At 65.0% G+C, this 16229-nt stretch carries 15 protein-coding genes, 1 tRNA gene and 1 other RNA gene; 8 read left to right on the forward strand and 9 right to left on the reverse strand.

Annotated elements, in window-relative coordinates; translation table 11 throughout:
- The first annotated feature begins 134 nt into the window (after window positions 1-134).
- Entirely contained in the window at window positions 135-1964 is a 1830-nt protein-coding gene (leuA, locus tag F6B93_RS21385) for a 2-isopropylmalate synthase (RefSeq protein ID WP_211696862.1), read from the forward strand.
- Here the strand turns inward: leuA and F6B93_RS21390 are convergent.
- From F6B93_RS21390 to F6B93_RS21400, 3 genes are read right to left on the reverse strand one after another with little or no spacing between them, the layout of a single operon-like run.
- On the reverse strand, window positions 1961-2524 hold the full coding sequence (locus tag F6B93_RS21390; protein ID WP_211696863.1) for a TetR/AcrR family transcriptional regulator: 564 nt from the start codon (window positions 2522-2524) through the stop codon (window positions 1961-1963). The genes leuA and F6B93_RS21390 overlap by 4 nt on opposite strands.
- Window positions 2524-2973: a hypothetical protein gene (locus F6B93_RS21395; RefSeq protein ID WP_246540900.1), complete on the reverse strand. Its 450-nt coding sequence runs from the start codon at window positions 2971-2973 to the stop codon at window positions 2524-2526. The genes F6B93_RS21390 and F6B93_RS21395 overlap by 1 nt, the downstream gene beginning before the upstream one ends.
- 42 nt (window positions 2974-3015) lie before the next feature.
- Window positions 3016-4005: a DEDDh family exonuclease gene (locus F6B93_RS21400; protein WP_211696864.1), complete on the reverse strand. Its 990-nt coding sequence runs from the start codon at window positions 4003-4005 to the stop codon at window positions 3016-3018.
- A gap of 368 nt (window positions 4006-4373) precedes the next feature.
- Between F6B93_RS21400 and F6B93_RS21405 the strand changes: the two genes are divergently transcribed.
- Entirely contained in the window at window positions 4374-5612 is a 1239-nt protein-coding gene (locus tag F6B93_RS21405; protein ID WP_211696865.1) for a Mur ligase family protein, read from the forward strand.
- 26 nt (window positions 5613-5638) lie between these two features.
- Window positions 5639-6331: a type 1 glutamine amidotransferase gene (locus F6B93_RS21410; protein ID WP_211696866.1), complete on the forward strand. Its 693-nt coding sequence runs from the start codon at window positions 5639-5641 to the stop codon at window positions 6329-6331.
- A 9-nt stretch (window positions 6332-6340) separates the two neighbouring features.
- Here the strand turns inward: F6B93_RS21410 and recR are convergent, their stop codons facing one another.
- Both recR and F6B93_RS21420 read right to left on the reverse strand, forming a co-directional pair.
- Entirely contained in the window at window positions 6341-6952 is a 612-nt protein-coding gene (gene recR / locus F6B93_RS21415; protein WP_211696867.1) for a recombination mediator RecR, read from the reverse strand.
- An 11-nt stretch (window positions 6953-6963) separates the two neighbouring features.
- Window positions 6964-7488, reverse strand: coding sequence for a YbaB/EbfC family nucleoid-associated protein (locus tag F6B93_RS21420; RefSeq protein ID WP_211696868.1), 525 nt, complete (start codon window positions 7486-7488; stop codon window positions 6964-6966).
- Between the two features lie 97 nt (window positions 7489-7585).
- On the opposite strand from F6B93_RS21420, the gene F6B93_RS21425 reads away from it, so the two are divergent.
- Entirely contained in the window at window positions 7586-8347 is a 762-nt protein-coding gene (locus F6B93_RS21425; protein WP_211696869.1) for an Rv3717 family N-acetylmuramoyl-L-alanine amidase, read from the forward strand.
- A gap of 92 nt (window positions 8348-8439) precedes the next feature.
- On the opposite strand, the gene F6B93_RS21430 is transcribed toward F6B93_RS21425, so the two are convergent.
- A complete protein-coding gene (locus F6B93_RS21430; RefSeq protein WP_211696870.1) occupies window positions 8440-8877 on the reverse strand; it encodes an SRPBCC family protein in 438 nt (145 codons plus the stop codon).
- A gap of 78 nt (window positions 8878-8955) precedes the next feature.
- On the opposite strand from F6B93_RS21430, the gene F6B93_RS21435 reads away from it, so the two are divergent.
- Complete coding sequence (locus tag F6B93_RS21435) at window positions 8956-10347, forward strand: FAD-binding oxidoreductase (protein ID WP_246540901.1); 1392 nt, start codon at window positions 8956-8958, stop codon at window positions 10345-10347.
- On the forward strand, window positions 10344-11654 hold the full coding sequence (locus F6B93_RS21440) for a class I SAM-dependent methyltransferase (protein WP_211696872.1): 1311 nt from the start codon (window positions 10344-10346) through the stop codon (window positions 11652-11654). Before F6B93_RS21435 ends, F6B93_RS21440 begins: the two co-directional genes overlap by 4 nt.
- Window positions 11655-11673: 19 nt before the next feature.
- Here F6B93_RS21440 and F6B93_RS21445 read toward each other — a convergent pair whose 3' ends face one another.
- The 3 genes from F6B93_RS21445 to ffs all read right to left on the reverse strand — a co-directional run bounded on the left by F6B93_RS21445 (window position 11674) and on the right by ffs (window position 15070).
- Window positions 11674-13470, reverse strand: a complete 1797-nt coding sequence (locus F6B93_RS21445) for a DNA polymerase III subunits gamma/tau (protein ID WP_211696873.1) — start codon at window positions 13468-13470, stop codon at window positions 11674-11676.
- Between the two features lie 177 nt (window positions 13471-13647).
- Complete coding sequence (locus tag F6B93_RS21450) at window positions 13648-14928, reverse strand: aspartate aminotransferase type Ic (RefSeq protein ID WP_211696874.1); 1281 nt, start codon at window positions 14926-14928, stop codon at window positions 13648-13650.
- Between the two features lie 47 nt (window positions 14929-14975).
- Window positions 14976-15070, reverse strand: an RNA gene (ffs, locus tag F6B93_RS21455) — signal recognition particle sRNA small type.
- A gap of 78 nt (window positions 15071-15148) precedes the next feature.
- Here ffs and F6B93_RS21460 point away from each other — a divergent pair.
- Both F6B93_RS21460 and lucA read left to right on the forward strand, forming a co-directional pair.
- A tRNA-Ser gene (locus tag F6B93_RS21460) sits at window positions 15149-15234 on the forward strand.
- 87 nt (window positions 15235-15321) lie between these two features.
- Complete coding sequence (gene lucA / locus F6B93_RS21465) at window positions 15322-16224, forward strand: lipid uptake coordinator LucA (protein ID WP_211696875.1); 903 nt, start codon at window positions 15322-15324, stop codon at window positions 16222-16224.
- Window positions 16225-16229: the final 5 nt, after the last annotated feature.

Genomic DNA, 16229 nt, shown 5'->3' on the forward strand with positions numbered 1-16229 from the left:
ACGTGACGTGGGTGCTCCTCCTCCGACGCCGCGACGGGGTCTGATTCCAGACCGGCTTCCCGTCGCGGGGGTCGCGACGCGCCGGTCTGAGGTTCCTTTCACCACCCCCGTCACAACCCCCGGGAGCAACTACCGTGACTAACTTCTCACCATCTTCTTCTCCTGATTCGGCGGACAGCCCCGACGCGTACCAGTCGGTACGAGCTATCCGCAAACCCGACGGACCACCCCAACCCGGCCAACGTGTCTGGAATCCCCAGCGCGGCACATCGATGCCGATCAACCGGTACCGGCCGTTCGCCGACGAGGTCGAGCCGACCCGGCTAGTCGATCGCACCTGGCCCGACCGAGTGATTGGTCGTGCACCGCTGTGGTGCGCGGTGGACCTGCGTGACGGCAACCAGGCACTGATCGACCCCATGAGCCCGGCCCGCAAACGCCGCATGTTCGACCTACTGGTTCGTATGGGCTACAAGGAGATCGAGGTCGGGTTCCCGGCGGCCAGCCAGACCGACTTCGACTTCGTCCGGGAGATCATCACTGACGGCGCGGTTCCTGACGATGTCACCATCCAGGTACTGACTCAGTGTCGGCCCGAGCTGATCGAACGCACCTTCGAGGCGTGCGCCGGTGCGTCACGTGCCATCGTGCACTTCTACAATTCGACGTCAATCTTGCAGCGCCGCGTCGTCTTTCACGCCGACCGGGCCGCCGTGCAAGCCATCGCGACCGACGGGGCACGCAAGTGCGTCGAGGAAGCCGCCAAGTATCCGGGCACCCAGTGGCGCTTCGAGTACTCACCGGAGTCCTACACCGGCACCGAGCTGGAATACGCCAAACAGGTCTGCGACGCCGTTGGCGAGGTCATCAGACCGACGCCAGACAACCCGATCATCTTCAACCTGCCGGCCACCGTGGAGATGGCGACACCCAACGTTTACGCCGACTCGATCGAGTGGATGAGCCGCAATCTGGCCAACCGCGAGTCCGTGATCCTGAGCTTGCACCCGCACAACGACCGCGGAACCGCGGTCGCCGCAGCCGAATTGGGTTATCAGGCCGGCGCAGACCGGATCGAGGGCTGCTTGTTCGGCAACGGCGAGCGCACCGGCAACGTATGCCTGGTGACGCTGGGCCTGAACTTGTTTTCCCGTGGTGTGGACCCGCAGATCGATTTCTCCAACATCGACGAGATCCGGCGCACGGTGGAGTACTGCAACCAGTTGCCGGTACACGAGCGGCACCCTTACGGCGGGGACCTGGTCTACACCGCGTTCTCCGGTAGCCACCAAGATGCGATCAACAAGGGCCTGGATGCGATGAAGTTCGACGCGGACGCGGCGGACACCGACGTCGACGACATGCTCTGGCAGGTGCCGTACCTGCCGATCGACCCTAAGGACGTCGGGCGTACCTACGAGGCGGTGATCCGGGTCAACTCGCAGTCCGGCAAGGGTGGGGTGGCCTACGTCATGAAGGCAGACCATGGCCTGGCCCTGCCACGGCGGCTGCAGATCGAATTTTCCCAGGTCATCCAGCGGATCGCGGAGGGCGAAGGGGGCGAGATCTCGCCTAAGGAGATGTGGGACGCGTTCACCGAGGAGTACCTCGCCCCGGTGTTGCCGTTGGAACGCATGAAACAGCACCTGGATGCCGCCGACGAAGACGGTGGCACAACCACCATCACCGCGACCGTGAAGATCAACGGAACCGAGACCGAGATCACCGGCGCGGGGAACGGCCCGCTTGCCGCGTTCGTCTACGCGCTGGGAACCGTCGGATTCGACGTGGCCGTGCTCGATTACTCCGAGCATGCGATGAGCGCCGGTGATGACGCCCAGGCCGCGGCGTATGTCGAGGCTTCGGTAGCAGGCAAGACGGTGTGGGGCGTAGGCATCGCGCCATCGATCACGACGGCGTCGCTGCGGGCGGTGGTGTCGGCCGTGAACCGGGCTTCTGGCTAAACCTCGAAGTAGGCCCGCAGCAGCCGGTCGACCAACGCGGCCGGATCGTCTGTTCCCGGAAGGGTGATGTGGCTGAACACGTAGCCATTGAGAACGCGGCTCAGCTGGTCCATGTGGTCGGCCGTAGGTTCAAATCCCGCCGCCTCGAAGATCAGGGTTGCCGACTTCACCGCGGCACGTTGCAACTCCACCAGGAACGGCTGCAGCTCGGGTCGTCGGGTGCCTTCCAGGAACAGCTCGAACCGAGCCAAGGTGTAGCGACGCGCCTGGTCATCGAGGTCCGAGAGCATCCGCGTCAGAAGCGTCTTGACGGCGTCTGGGGCGAGGTGCCCGATCGCGGTGCGCAAGGCCCCGACGCGCTGCCAGTGCAGATCGACGGTCCGGGCCGCCGTGGCTTCGAGCAAGGCCTGACGTGTCCGGAAGTAGTTCGAGGTCGTGCCCGCCGGTAGACCCGCTTGGTCGTCGACGTGGCGATGCGTCAGCCCTCCTACACCGACGTCGGCGAGTATGTCGATCGCGGTGTCGAGGATCTGCGTGCGGCGTGCGGGGTTGGGTGGCATCAGTATGTGTAGCGCAGCCGCCAGAACATCGTGAGGAACGCCGGATAGACCACGATCAGCAACAGATAGCTGGACCACATCGGAAACCACGTGAGCAACGCAACGTCTCTGATCACGTAAGACATGTACACGTGGAGCGGCACGCTGCCGGCGATGTAGCCGATAGACGCGGTGAACGCTGCCCGATGCCGATTGTTGGCGAACCGGACCCGGTGCCACACCAGGATGCCGGTGATGGCCGCGTACGTCATCGGGACCAGGAGGATTCGGTCGGTTGTCACGGTCACCGCGTACTTCAGGGCGAGGTCGTCTGCGAAGATCACGCGGTACAGGTGCATCACGAACCCGAGCGAGATGGTCAGCATCGCCGCTTCCCGGAAGAAGTAGCCGTGCTCGCGGTAGCTGTGCCACCAGAATTCCCGATCCACTACATTCGTAGTACCACTCATGACCGCGACGCTACCACTACGGATGTAGTGAAACACGCGTCCTCAGAAGAGGGTGAACTGCTCGTCAACCCCGGTGGTGTCGGTGAATTGCTCCATTTTGCTGCCTCCGGCGACGGCACGGATGCAGTCGATGAATTGCGCCTCAGTCACCATCGGCACCCCCAGTTGCCGGGCGTGATAGCCCTTGCCGTGGCCCGGGTCGGCTTCGTTGCAGATGACCAGCGAGGTCTCACCGTCGACCACGTCGCTGTAGGCCAACCCGGCGCTGAGGATCCGCTCGACGAGCTCCTCATGAGTCCGTCCCAACTCGGCGGCCAGCGCCACCCGCATACCCTGGACCAGCGGCCTGCCCATGACATAGCGGCCTGGGTTGAGGTACGGACAGGGCATCCGCGAGGCGAGAACCTTCAGCGGCCGCAGCTCGTCGTGAGTGACCCGGCCATTCGGCCACCGGCGCCGAGTAACCGGATGTACCGGCAGCCAAATGTCGAGTTTGCGCGCCCGTTCCAGCGAGGGCACCAAAATCCCGGTCAACACGCGGGCGTCGTCGAACGCGTCGTGCGGCCGTTCCTGAGTCACGCTCCAGTACGCGGCGAGCGTCTCCAGCCGCAGGTTGTCGATGCCCAGTTCTAGCCGCCGGGCCAACTCGACAGTGCACATGACAGTGTCGACGGGCAGTTCGGCTTCGGTGATCTCGGCTTCTGCGGCAAGGAAGGAATAGTCGAACGCAACATTGTGCGCAACGAGGGTGCGGCCGCGCAGCACCTCGACCAGATCGCCAACGATATCGGCGAACTGCGGTTGATCTTCCAGCATCGCGGCTGTCAAACCGTGCACATGAGTAGGACCCGGATCCACGCCAGGATTGAGCAAGCTGACCACCGATTGCTCGACCCGGCCGTCGGCGTCCAAGCCAAGAGCCGCAAGGCTGATGATCCGCGCCTGACCCGGCCGAAAGCCCGACGTCTCTACGTCGATAACGGCCCAACCCCCATTCGGATCGTTGGCCGGCCGACCCCAGGTTTGCCTCACAAGCTGAGGATGGCATGGCCGAACGACATCACCAGGTCGCCGGGCGACGTGTCGTGAATTTAGACCAAAAGGTTATTGGCCGCCGCACTCGGCACACAGCGCCGAACTTGCGATCGCACTTAACCCGACGAGGCCGACCCGCTGCACTCGGCACACAGCGCCGAGCTTGCGATCGCCCTTAACCCGACGAGGCCGACCCGCTGCACTCGGCACACAGCGCCGAACTTGCGATCGCCCTTAACCCGACGAGGCCGACCCGCTGCACTCGGCACACAGCGCCGAACTTGCGATCGCCCTTAACCCGACGAGGCCGACCCGCTGCACTCGGCACACAGCGCCGAACTTGCGATCGCCCTTAAACTGCCTGGGTGCTTACCCCCCGCGCGCGGCTGGCCCTCGCCGCCGGAGCAAGCGCGCGGTGGGCGTCGCGGGTCACCGGACGCGGGGCCGGTGCGATGATCGGCGGCCTCGTCGCGATGACACTGGACCGATCGGTACTGCGGCAGCTCGCGGAGGGCCGGCGCACTGTCGTCGTCACCGGTACCAACGGCAAGTCGACCACCACCCGGATGACTGCGGCCGCGCTGAGCACGCTGGGGTCGGTCGCGACCAATGCGGAGGGCGCCAATATGGACGCTGGGCTGGTGGCGGCGCTGGCCGCTCACCTCCACGCCCCGCTGGCAGCCCTCGAGGTCGACGAGATGCACGTCCCACACGTGCTAGATGCGGTAGACGCCGCCGTGGTCGTTTTGCTCAATCTGTCGCGCGACCAGCTGGATCGCGTCGGCGAGATCAACGTGATCGAACGCACGCTGCGGGCCGGCCTGGCCCGGCATCCGGCCGCAGTCGTCATTGCTAACTGTGACGATGTGCTGATGACATCGGCCGCCTACGAGTGCCCGAATGTGGTGTGGGTGTCCGCGGGCGGCTCATGGTCGAGCGACTCGGTCAGCTGCCCTCGCAGTGGCGAGGTCATCGTCCGCGAGCAGGGTCACTGGTATTCCACTGGGGCCGACTTCATGCGCCCAACCCCGCACTGGTGGTTCGACAACACCACCGTCTATGGGCCACACGGGCTGGCGCTTCCGATGAAGCTGGCGCTGCCCGGATCGGTGAATCGCGGCAACGCCGCCCAAGCCGTGTCGGCTGCCGCCGCGTTGGGCGCCGACCCAGAGGCAGCGGTGGCTGCTGTCGCCCAGGTCGACGAGGTCGCGGGGCGCTACCGAACCACCGTCATCGGTTCACACCAGGCTCGGATCCTGCTGGCCAAGAACCCGGCCGGCTGGCAGGAAGCGCTGTCGATGGTGGACAAAGATGCCGCCGGGGTGGTCATTTCGGTCAACGGGCAGGTGCCCGACGGTGAGGACCTGTCGTGGCTGTGGGATGTGCGGTTCGAGTACTTCGCCCAGACCTTCAAGGAGACCCCAGTCGTGGCCGCCGGCGAGCGCGGCACCGACCTGGCCGTGCGGCTGGGCTACGCGGATGTTGAACACACCCTGGTGCACGACACCGTGGCGGCCATCGCGACGTGCCCGCCGGGCCGGGTGGAGGTCGTCGCCAACTACACCGCGTTTCTACAGCTGCAGCGGGCATTGGCGACAAGATGAGCGGGGCACCAGCGTCGGCTTCACGAATGCGCATCGGACTGGTATTACCCGACGTGATGGGCACCTACGGGGACGGCGGCAACGCCGTGGTGCTGCGCCAACGCCTGCTCTTGCGGGGCATCGCCGCAGAAATAGTTGAGATCACACTGGCCGACCCAGTTCCGGAGTCGCTGGACCTGTACACCCTCGGCGGCGCCGAGGACTACGCGCAACGGCTGGCGACCCGGCACCTAATTCGGTATCCAGGCCTGCAACGCGCAGCCGACCGGGGCGCACCAGTGTTAGCGATCTGCGCGGCGGTCCAGGTCCTGGGGCATTGGTACGAGACATCGTCGGGGGAACGCGTTGACGGCGTCGGCCTCCTCGACGCAACCACCACGCCACAGGCTTCCCGTACCATCGGCGAGTTGGCCAGCAAACCATTGCTGGCGGGCTTGACACAACGTCTCACCGGTTTCGAAAACCACCGGGGCGGTACTGTTCTCGGCCCCGACGCGTTACCGCTTGGGACGGTGGTCAAGGGCGCCGGCAACCGGCTCGGCGACGGCTTTGACGGCGCGATTCAGGACAACGTCGTCGCGACCTACATGCACGGACCGTGCCTGGCCCGCAACCCAGAGCTCGCCGACCTGCTGCTCAGCAAGGTAGTGGGTGCGCTGGCGCCGCTCGAGTTGCCCGAGGTGGATTTGTTGCGCCGGGAGCGGCTCGCGGCTCGTTGAACGGGGCTTTTAGACCATGGCGCGGCGACCGGCCAGCGCGCGACCAAGTGTCAGCTCGTCGGCGAACTCAAGGTCGCCGCCCATCGGCAGACCGGACGCGATCCGGGTGACGGTCAGGCCGGGGATGTCACGGAGCATCCGCACCAGGTACGTGGCGGTCGCCTCACCCTCGGTGTTGGGATCGGTGGCAATGATCACCTCGGTGATGTCGACGTCATCGACCCGCTCACCGATGCGGCTCAACAGCTCGCGAATCCGCAACTGATCCGGGCCTATTCCAGACAACGGATCGAGGGCGCCACCCAGAACGTGATAGCGACCGCGGAATTCGCGAGTGCGTTCGACAGCCTGAACGTCCTTCGGCTCCTCGACCACGCATACCAGCGAGGCGTCCCGGCGCGGATCGGCACAGATCCGGCACCGTTCGGCGTCGGACACGTTGCCGCACACCGCGCAGAACCGCACACCGTCGCGAACCTTGGCGAGCACGGCGTTCAGCCGGTCGATGTCAGAAGGTTCGACCGACAGCAGGTGAAACGCAATGCGCTGCGCGCTCTTTGGACCGATACCCGGCAGCTTGCCGAGTTCGTCGATGAGGTCCTGGACGGGTCCCTCAAACATGGTGGTGCAAGTCAGACGCCCGGCGCGGGCGGCACCCCCGGCCCGGGCGGCGCGGGCGGCTTGCCCGGAGCCGGCGGACCGGGCGGCATTCCCGGCGCCGGCGGACCGGGCGGCATTCCGGCAGCCGGCGGACCGGGCGGCATTCCCGGCGCCGGCGGACCGGGCGGCACCCCGGGCGGCCGCGGCGCGGGCTGACCAGGCGGCACCCCCGGTCCGGGCGATGCGGCCGCCGGGCGCATGGCCCCGGCCAGGGCACCCAGCCGCTCCTGCGCCATCTTTGTGACTTGCTTGGATGCATCCGCCATGGCGCCGACGATCAGATCCTGCAAGGTCTCAATATCGTCAGGGTTGACGACCTGGGGGTCGATCGCGACCGCGATCAACTCGCCGCTACCTTTGACGACGACCTTGACGAGGCCCCCACCGGCCTGGCCGTTAATCTCGGAATTCGCCAATTGCTGCTGGGCCTCGAGTAGCTTTTGCTGCATCTGCTGCGCCTGGGCGAGCAGCGCGGACATATCGCCTCCGGGTTGCATGACAGTCCCCTCGCGTCTTGGTCTCGAATTGGTTTCGCCTGCGGTTGTCGGCGATTTGAAACATCCAGCGTAGACCGCGCCACGCTACCTTTGCGCGGTGGATCTAGGAGTTAGCCTGCGTGTCGGAATCGCGATGGTCGTCGGGGCGCTCATCACGGCATGGATGCCGCTCATCCCAACCGCCGCCGCAGCCCCTTCCAATGTCGCCGGCATGATCGTGTTCATCGACCCCGGCCACAACGGGTCGAATGACGCATCCATCGGCCGCCAGGTTCCCACTGGCCGCGGGGGCACCAAGGATTGCCAAGCCAGCGGAACATCGACGAACAGCGGTTACGCGGAACACACGTTCAACTGGGAAACCGCGCTGCGCCTGCGGGCCGCACTCAACGCCCTTGGGGTGCGGACCGCCCTGTCACGGGGCAACGACGATGCGCTGGGTCCCTGCATCGATCAGCGCGCCGCCGCAGCCAATGCGTTGCACCCCAACGCTGTGATCAGCTTGCACGCCGACGGCGGCCCAGCGTCCGGCCGGGGATTCCATGTCAACTACTCGGCTCCGCCGCTCAACGCCGCGCAGGCAGGGCCCTCTGTACAGTTCGCCAGGATCATGCGCGACCAGCTCAAAGCTTCGGGCATTCCGGCGGCCAACTACATCGGCAAGGATGGGCTCTACGGACGCTCCGATCTGGCCGGCCTGAATCTGGCCCAGTATCCGTCGATCCTGGTCGAGTTGGGCAACATGAAGAACCCGGCAGATTCGGCTCTGATGGAGTCACCTCAGGGCAGGCAGAAATACGCGGACGCAATGGTCAAAGGGGTCGCCGGCTTCCTGGCCACCCAGGCCCGGGCGCGCTAGTTCGATCGCGGCGGCCTGTCTGCATCCGTCTGCATCCGTCCCGCGCACCGCACCCGGCTAGCACCCGCTGGCACTCTGTGGGGCGTCGGCGGCTAACTCTCCAGTTCGCTTTTTAAGTTGTCGAGCACCTCGGATTGGATCTTCCTCAACCCCAGCGGTGCAAAGGTCTTTTCGAAAAAGCCCTTGACGCCACCCGCGCCATTCCACGAGGTCTTCACGGTGACGCTGGACCCCGGTCCCGCCGGCGCCACCGTCCAGTTGATGAGCATCGACGAATTCGTGTCCTTCTCGATAACGGTGTGACCAGCGACGTCAACATTGACCTGGACGTCGCGAACGCGTGATTTGGTCGCCTGCAACCGCCACTTGGCTACCGTGCCCTTGCCCTGGCCACCTTCGGACACCTGGTACTCGCTGTAGTGCGGGGACAGGATCTTCGGGCGGATGTTCTCATAGTCGGCCACTGCGTCGAGTACGGCCGCGGGCTCAGCATTGATCAAGATCGTGCTGGATGCGCTCACCTGTCCCATCGGGCGCAAACTCCTTGTCGTGATTGGGGTGCTGCCCGCGCACGGATGCACGGGCGGTTGTCGACGACTAGGGTATATGTGGTGCCTGTGCCTGGATCCGCACTATCGGCTTATGCGTCGGGGGTCGAGCGATTGCTGGCGAGTTATCGCGCCATCCCCCCGGGCGCGACCGTCCGGTTGGCCAAGCCCACCTCAAACCTCTTCCGCGCCCGCGTAAAACGCGATGCTCCCGGCCTGGACATATCAGGACTGACCGGCGTCATCAGTATCGATCCCGAGGTACGCACCGCCGATGTTGCGGGCATGTGCACATACGAGGACCTGGTCACGGCGACACTGCAGTATGGCCTGTCCCCCTTGGTGGTTCCGCAACTGAAGACCATCACGCTGGGCGGTGCCGTCACCGGGCTTGGTATCGAGTCGGCGTCATTTCGTAACGGCCTGCCGCACGAATCGGTTCTGGAGATGGATATCCTCACCGGCGCCGGCGAATTGCTCACCGCATCCCCCGACCAGCACTCCGACCTCTATCGGGCATTCCCAAATTCGTATGGGACCCTGGGATACTCGACCCGACTTCGGATCCAACTTGAGCCAGTCGCACCGTTTGTGGCTCTGCGACACATCAGATTTCACTCGTTGACCACCATGGTCGAGGCCATGGAACGCATCATCGATACCGGCGGACTCGACGGTGTCCGAGTGGACTACCTTGACGGCGTCGTGTTCAGCGCCGAAGAAAGCTACCTGTGCGTCGGACTGCGGACCACAACGCCGGGACCGGTGAGCGACTACACCGGGCAAGACATTTACTACCGGTCAATCCAACACGACACCGAGATCAAAGAAGACCGGTTGACCATCCACGATTACTTCTGGCGTTGGGACACCGATTGGTTCTGGTGCTCACGCGCGTTCGGCGCGCAGAACCCACGACTGCGGCGCTGGTGGCCACGGCGCTACCGGCGCAGCAGCGTTTTCTGGAAGCTGGTGGCCCTCGATCAGCGATTCAGCGTCGCCGACCGGATCGAAAAACGTCATGGTCGTCCCGCCCGAGAGCGGGTCGTGCAGGACATCGAGGTGCCCATCGAACGCACACGCGCATTCCTGGAGTGGTTCGCCGACACCGTGCCAATCGCACCAATCTGGTTGTGCCCGTTACGGCTACGCGACCACCCTGAAGTGTCCCCGGCCTGGCCACTGTATCCGATCCGCCCCGACCGCAGTTACGTCAACGTCGGGTTCTGGTCATCCGTGCCGGCCGGCACCACCGCGGGTGCGACCAATCGGCTGATCGAGGACAAGGTCAGTGAACTCGACGGGCACAAGTCGCTGTACTCCGACTCCTTCTACACCCGAGAGAAGTTCGACGAGCTCTATGGCGGCGAGGCTTACAACATTGTGAAGAAGGCCTACGATCCCGACTCACGTCTTCTGGACCTTTACGAAAAGGCGGTGCAACGACGATGACTTTGACCAGCGAATCCGTGCGTACCGGCACGGGGAAACTGAGCATGGCGCAGATCCTGGAAATCTTCACCGCGACCGGTCGACAGCCGCTGAGGTTCACGGCGTACGACGGCAGCGTTGCCGGACCCGACGACGCGAAACTGGGCCTAGACCTTCGGACGCCCCGCGGCGCAACCTACCTGGCCACCGCTCCCGGTGAACTCGGTCTCGCCCGCGCCTACGTGGCCGGCGACCTACAGCTGCACGGTGTGCCTCCAGGTGATCCCTATGAGCTGCTCATGGCACTGACCGAACGGGTCAAGTTCAAGAGGCCGTCGGCGCGAGTGCTGGCCAATGTGGTGCGCTCACTAGGCGTCGAGCACTTGCTGCCGGTCGCCCCGCCACCACAAGAGGTGTCACCGCGATGGCGCCGGATCGCCGCCGGTTTGCTACACAGCAAGACCCGCGACGCCGAGGCCATCCACCACCACTACGACGTCTCCAACACCTTCTATCAGTGGGTTCTGGGGCCATCGATGACCTACACCTGCGCGGTCTATCCCAACTCCGCAGCGACGCTCGAAGAGGCTCAGGAAAACAAGTACCGGCTCATTTTTGAGAAGCTGCGACTACAACCAGGTGACCGGCTACTCGACGTCGGCTGCGGCTGGGGTGGCATGGTGCGCTACGCCGCCCGACGCGGCGTCCGGGTGATCGGTGCCACCCTGTCAGCCGAGCAGGCCAAGTGGGGCCAACAGGCGCTTGAAGATGAACAGCTGACTAGCCTCGCCGAGGTACGACACTCCGACTATCGCGACGTGGCCGAGGCCGGCTTCGACGCTGTTTCTTCGATCGGGCTCACCGAGCACATCGGGGTCAAGAACTACCCGTCGTACTTCGAGTTCCTCAAGTCCAAGTTGCGAACCGGCGGCCTACTGCTCAATCACTGCATCACCCGCCACGACAACAGCTCACGATCCCTGGCGGGCACCTTCACCGACCGTTACGTCTTCCCTGACGGCGAGCTGACGGGCTCGGGACGCATTATCACCGAGATCCAGAACGTTGGTTTGGAGGTGCTGCACGAGGAGAACTTCCGGCACCACTATGCGATGACGCTCCGCGACTGGTGTCGCAACCTCGTCGAGCACTGGGAGGAATCGGTCGCGGAAGTTGGACTGCCGACCGCCAAGGTGTGGGGTCTGTACATGGCGGCTTCGCGAGTCGCTTTCGAGCGAAACAACCTTCAGCTGCATCACGTACTAGCCACCAAGGCCGCCGCCTGCGGCGACGACAATCTGCCGCTGCGTCCCTGGTGGCAGCCATAGCACCGACGGCTAGCCAACGTTAGACCCCGTCGATGCGGCGGGCGCCCAATTCGGTTTGCAGCAGCTCGAGCGCAACCTCTTCTGGGTCGCGCGGCGGCTGGGACGGATCGCTGCGGCCCGCCTCGGCAAGCATGCGCTCTTCTTCGTCACGATGAGCGGAATCGACGACCGGAGCCGGCGCCTCCCCCGCGGAGACTTGCGAGTTGACGCCTGCACCTGCTGTAGCTACCCGCGCAGCGGGCTCCGAGGCATCAGCCTCACAGCGGACCCGCCAATTGACGCCGAGCGCGTCTTTCAGCGCCTCGGCGATGACATCGGCGTTGCGCTGTTCGGACAGCCGCCGCGCCAGCGGCGCTGAATCGTGGATGAGGATCAGCGTGTTGTCCTCCACCGCGCGCACGGTGGCGCCCGCCAGCATCACCTCGGTGGTCCGGCTGCGCTGACGCACTTTTTCCCGCACCGTCGACCACATGGTCCGTACCGCGGCCGCGTTCGGCTCGCCCGGTGGCGGGGGCGCCGGCTGTGCTGGCTCGGGCGGTGGCGTGGGCTCCGGTTCGCGACGGGGCGGCCGGGGTGGCGCGCTGGTTTGGACCGGCATGGGTGCCGCGGTCTGACTGGCCGCGGGCACGGGTTTTTCGGCTGGTATCGACATGTCCAGTCGAGTTTCGATCCGCTCGACACGCTGCAGCAGCGCGGATTCGGCGTCGCTGGCCGAGGGCAACAGCAGGCGCGCACACACCACTTCGAGAAGCAGGCGTGGCGCCGTCGCGCCCCGCATCTCGCCGAGCCCGGCTTGCACCACCTCGGCGTACCGCGTCAGGGTCGCTGCCCCGATACGGGCCGCTTGATCCCGCATCCGGTCGAGCACGTCTTCGGGGGCGTCGACTACCCCGCGGGCTGCCGCATCCGGAATCGCCTGAAGCACGATCAGATCGCGGAATCGCTCCAACAGGTCGGTAGAGAATCGCCGTGGGTCGTGGCCAGCGTCGATCACCGCTTCGACCGCGCCGAACAACGCCTCCGCGTCGCCGGCGCCTAGCGCGTCGACGGCGTCATCGATCAGCGCAACATCGGTTGCACCCAACAGACCCAACGCCCGCTGATAACTCACCCGGCTGCCATCGGGAGCGTCTTCCGAGCCAGCTACCAACTGGTCCAGCACGGAAAGCGTGTCGCGCGGCGACCCCCCGCCAGCGCGGATTACCAACGGATACACCGCGTCGTCGATAACGACACCTTCCTGGTCACAGATCCGCGCGAGCAGTGCCCGCATCGTACGAGGCGGCAACAGGCGGAAGGGGTAGTGATGGGTGCGGGACCGAATCGTGGGCAGCACCTTCTCTGGTTCGGTGGTGGCGAAGACGAAAATGAGGTGCTCGGGCGGTTCTTCGACGATCTTGAGGAGCGCGTTGAATCCCGCCGTGGTCACCATGTGGGCTTCATCGACAATGAACACCCGGTACCGCGACTGTGCCGGCGCATAGAACGCGCGGTCCCGCAGCTCCCGGGTGTCGTCCACCCCGCCGTGGCTGGCAGCGTCGAGCTCAACCACGTCGATGCTGCCCGGCGCATTGGGTGCCAACGAGGCACAGGACTCACAGACCCCGCACGGGCTGGCCGTGGGTCCCTGCACACAGTTCAACGACCGCGCAAGGATGCGCGCTGACGAGGTCTTTCCGCAGCCGCGTGGCCCGGAGAACAAGTACGCGTGATTGATCCGGCCAGCGTTCAGCGCGATGGACAGCGGCTCGGTGACATGCTCTTGGCCCACCACCTCAGCGAAGGTTGCCGGTCGATACTTGCGGTAGAGGGCCACCTCAGCAGGCTACCGGCGCGGGGCACCTGGGACCGGCGCTGGGCATCGAGTGTGCGTTGACGCATTCGTGTGTGAACACCGGGCGATGTTTTCTCGGTTATCGCGCCATCACCGCACAATCAAAGCCGTCCGCGCACACTCGACATTGCTGAAGCCCCCACCGCGCGCTGACGGCAGCTAGCTCCGTGCCAGCAGTGCCTCAGTTGCGGCCAGCAGCGCGCACGTCGCCAATCCGTCAACGGCGTTGCGCAGGTCCGGTAGCGACGGGAAGGTGGGAGCGATCCGGATGTTCTTGTCGTCCGGATCTCTTCGGTAGGGGAAGGTCGCGCCGGCCTCGGTCACCGCGATGCCGGCCTCTTTCGCCAGGGCCACGGTCCGTCGCGCGGTGCCGGGCATCACGTCGAGGCTGATGAAGTACCCGCCCTTGGGCTCAGTCCACGACGCGATCTTCGACTCGCTCAGACGCTGGTTCAAGATTTCGAGCACCAACGCGAACTTGGGCGCCAGTATCTGCTGATGGCGCAGCATATGGAGGCGTACCCCGTCGGCATCGCCGAAGAAACGCAGGTGTCGCAGCTGGTTGACCTTATCCGGGCCGATCGACTTCTTTCCCGCGTACTGCAGATACCAGGCGACGTTTCCCAGGGACCCCGCAAAGAAGCTGACTCCCCCGCCGGCAAATGTGATCTTCGAGGTGGACGCGAAGACATAGGGGCGGTTGGGATTGCCCGCCTTGGCGGCCAGGCCGAGCACATCAACCTGGCGGATGAAGTCGAAGGTCAAAGTGTGCACCGCGTAGGCGTTGTCCCAAAACAACCGAAAGTCGGGTGCCGCCGTCTGCATCTGGACGAGCCGGCGAACCGTTTCCCAGGAGTAGGTGACGCCGGTGGGGTTGCCGAACACCGGAACCGTCCACATCCCCTTGATCGCGGGGTCTACGGCGACCAACTCCTCGATCATGTCGACGTCGGGGCCGTCTTCGAGCATCGGAATCGGGATCATCTCGACGCCCAGTGCCTCGGTGATGGCGAAGTGGCGGTCATAGCCGGGGACGGGACAGAGGAATCTGATTCCGTCCCGCTCCTGACTCCACGGCCGCGGGGAGTCCATACCGCCGTAGAGCATCGAGAAGACGATCACATCGTGCATCAGCTCGAGGCTGGAGTTGTTCCCCGCGATCAGGTTCTGCACCGGAATGCCCAAGAGCTGCCCGAATATCGCCCGTAATCCGGGCAACCCGTGCTGGCCGCCGTAGTTTCGAGTATCGATTCCCTCCGGGTCGCGGTAGTCGTCCCCGGGCAAGCTCAGCAGCTGGTTAGACAAGTCGAGTTGCTCAGCGGCGGGCTTACCGCGAGTGAGATCCAGAGTCAGTTTCATCGCTCGCAACCGCGCATAATCCTGCTGATGGCGGGAATGCAGAGTAGCTAGCTCTTCTGGGCTTAGGGAATCGAACGACACCAAGTGCCCTTTCGCCGTCGCGCACCACGGAGCTGACCAGCACTGACTGAAGGGGACCCCGCGCACCCGACAGAGCCCATTGACCCTTGCTGCCTTCCGGCCCTGGGGGAGTTCACAGGATAGACGCCGCGCGGGGTCCATGGCGAGTCTAATACCTGAGTCGAAACACGTGACGGCGACCGCGGGACACCTCGACCGGATTAGCGGCTACCATTGCGGCGGAGGATTCGCCTAGTGGCCTATGGCGCTCGCCTGGAACGCGGGTTGGGTTAACAGCCCTCGCGGGTTCAAATCCCGCATCCTCCGCAGTTGGTCGCACTCATTTCGAGGCGCGGACAGGACTGTGACCTGGTCAGATTTGACTGGCTGGGGCTCATCAGCATGAGGAGGAGCATGGGGCGCAAGGTCGCCGTGCTGTGGCACGCGTCGTTTTCGATTGGCGCCGGCTTCCTTTACTTCTTTTTCATACTGCCCCGCTCGCGTGAGTTGATGGGCACCACTTCGCACTCGCTGGGGACGTCGCTCCGGATTGCGACGGGCGCACTGATCGGCCTCGCGGCGCTGCCGGTGGTGTTTACCCTGCTGCGCACCCGAAAGCCGGAGCTTGGCACCCCGCAGCTGGCTCTTTCCATCAGGACCTGGTCGATCGTGGCCCATGTCCTGGCCGGTGTACTCATCATTGGCACCGCGGTCAGCGAAGTCTGGCTCAGCCTGGATACTGCCGGACAGTGGTTGTTCGGGATTTATGGGGCGGCGGCCGCGATCGCGGTGCTGGGGTTCTTCGGGTTCTATCTGTCGTTTGTCGCGGAGCTACCGCCACCGCCGCCTAAACCGCTCAAGTCGAAGGAGCCCAAGCAGCGGCGACGCCGCCGCAAGAAGGACGCTAAGCGCGGCGCGACCGACACCGAAGACACGGACGAAGACTCCGCAGCCGCCGAAGAAGACACCGAAGTCAGCAAAGATGCCGACGACGATGCCGACGACGATGGTGAAGCTCAGACCACGGCGACCGTCGAAGCCGAGACCACCGAAGAGGCCCCCGAAGCCCAACACGAAGCTCAAGAACCTGAAAAAGGAACCGACGCCGAAGATGAGCCGGCCGAGCCGACCAGGGCGGCCGCCGAGACCGCACCCACGTCGACGGACGAAGACGCTCCCGTCGAACCCGCCGCCGAGGAAACCACCGACACCGCAGTCGATGAGGACGCGCGCGGGCTACGCAATCGCCGCCCGACGGGCAAGACCTCGCATCGGCGCAGGCGCACGCGACGCCGTGGCGTCGCGGTCGAGGAATAACCCGT

Source organism: Mycobacterium spongiae (assembly GCF_018278905.1).
Taxonomy (GTDB): Bacteria; Actinomycetota; Actinomycetes; order Mycobacteriales; family Mycobacteriaceae; genus Mycobacterium; species Mycobacterium spongiae.

Bases quoted from the DNA above. Each gene is read 5' to 3' on its own strand.
- F6B93_RS21395 (WP_246540900.1), bottom strand. From the start codon at position 2,973: ATGAGTGGTACTACGAATGTAGTGGATCGGGAATTCTGGTGGCACAGC.
- F6B93_RS21440 (WP_211696872.1), top strand. From the start codon at position 10,344: ATGACTTTGACCAGCGAATCCGTGCGTACCGGCACGGGGAAACTGAGC.
- F6B93_RS21420 (WP_211696868.1), bottom strand. From the start codon at position 7,488: ATGCAACCCGGAGGCGATATGTCCGCGCTGCTCGCCCAGGCGCAGCAG.
- lucA (WP_211696875.1), top strand. From the start codon at position 15,322: ATGGGGCGCAAGGTCGCCGTGCTGTGGCACGCGTCGTTTTCGATTGGC.
- F6B93_RS21390 (WP_211696863.1), bottom strand. From the start codon at position 2,524: ATGCCACCCAACCCCGCACGCCGCACGCAGATCCTCGACACCGCGATC.
- recR (WP_211696867.1), bottom strand. From the start codon at position 6,952: ATGTTTGAGGGACCCGTCCAGGACCTCATCGACGAACTCGGCAAGCTG.
- F6B93_RS21430 (WP_211696870.1), bottom strand. From the start codon at position 8,877: ATGGGACAGGTGAGCGCATCCAGCACGATCTTGATCAATGCTGAGCCC.
- F6B93_RS21410 (WP_211696866.1), top strand. From the start codon at position 5,639: ATGCGCATCGGACTGGTATTACCCGACGTGATGGGCACCTACGGGGAC.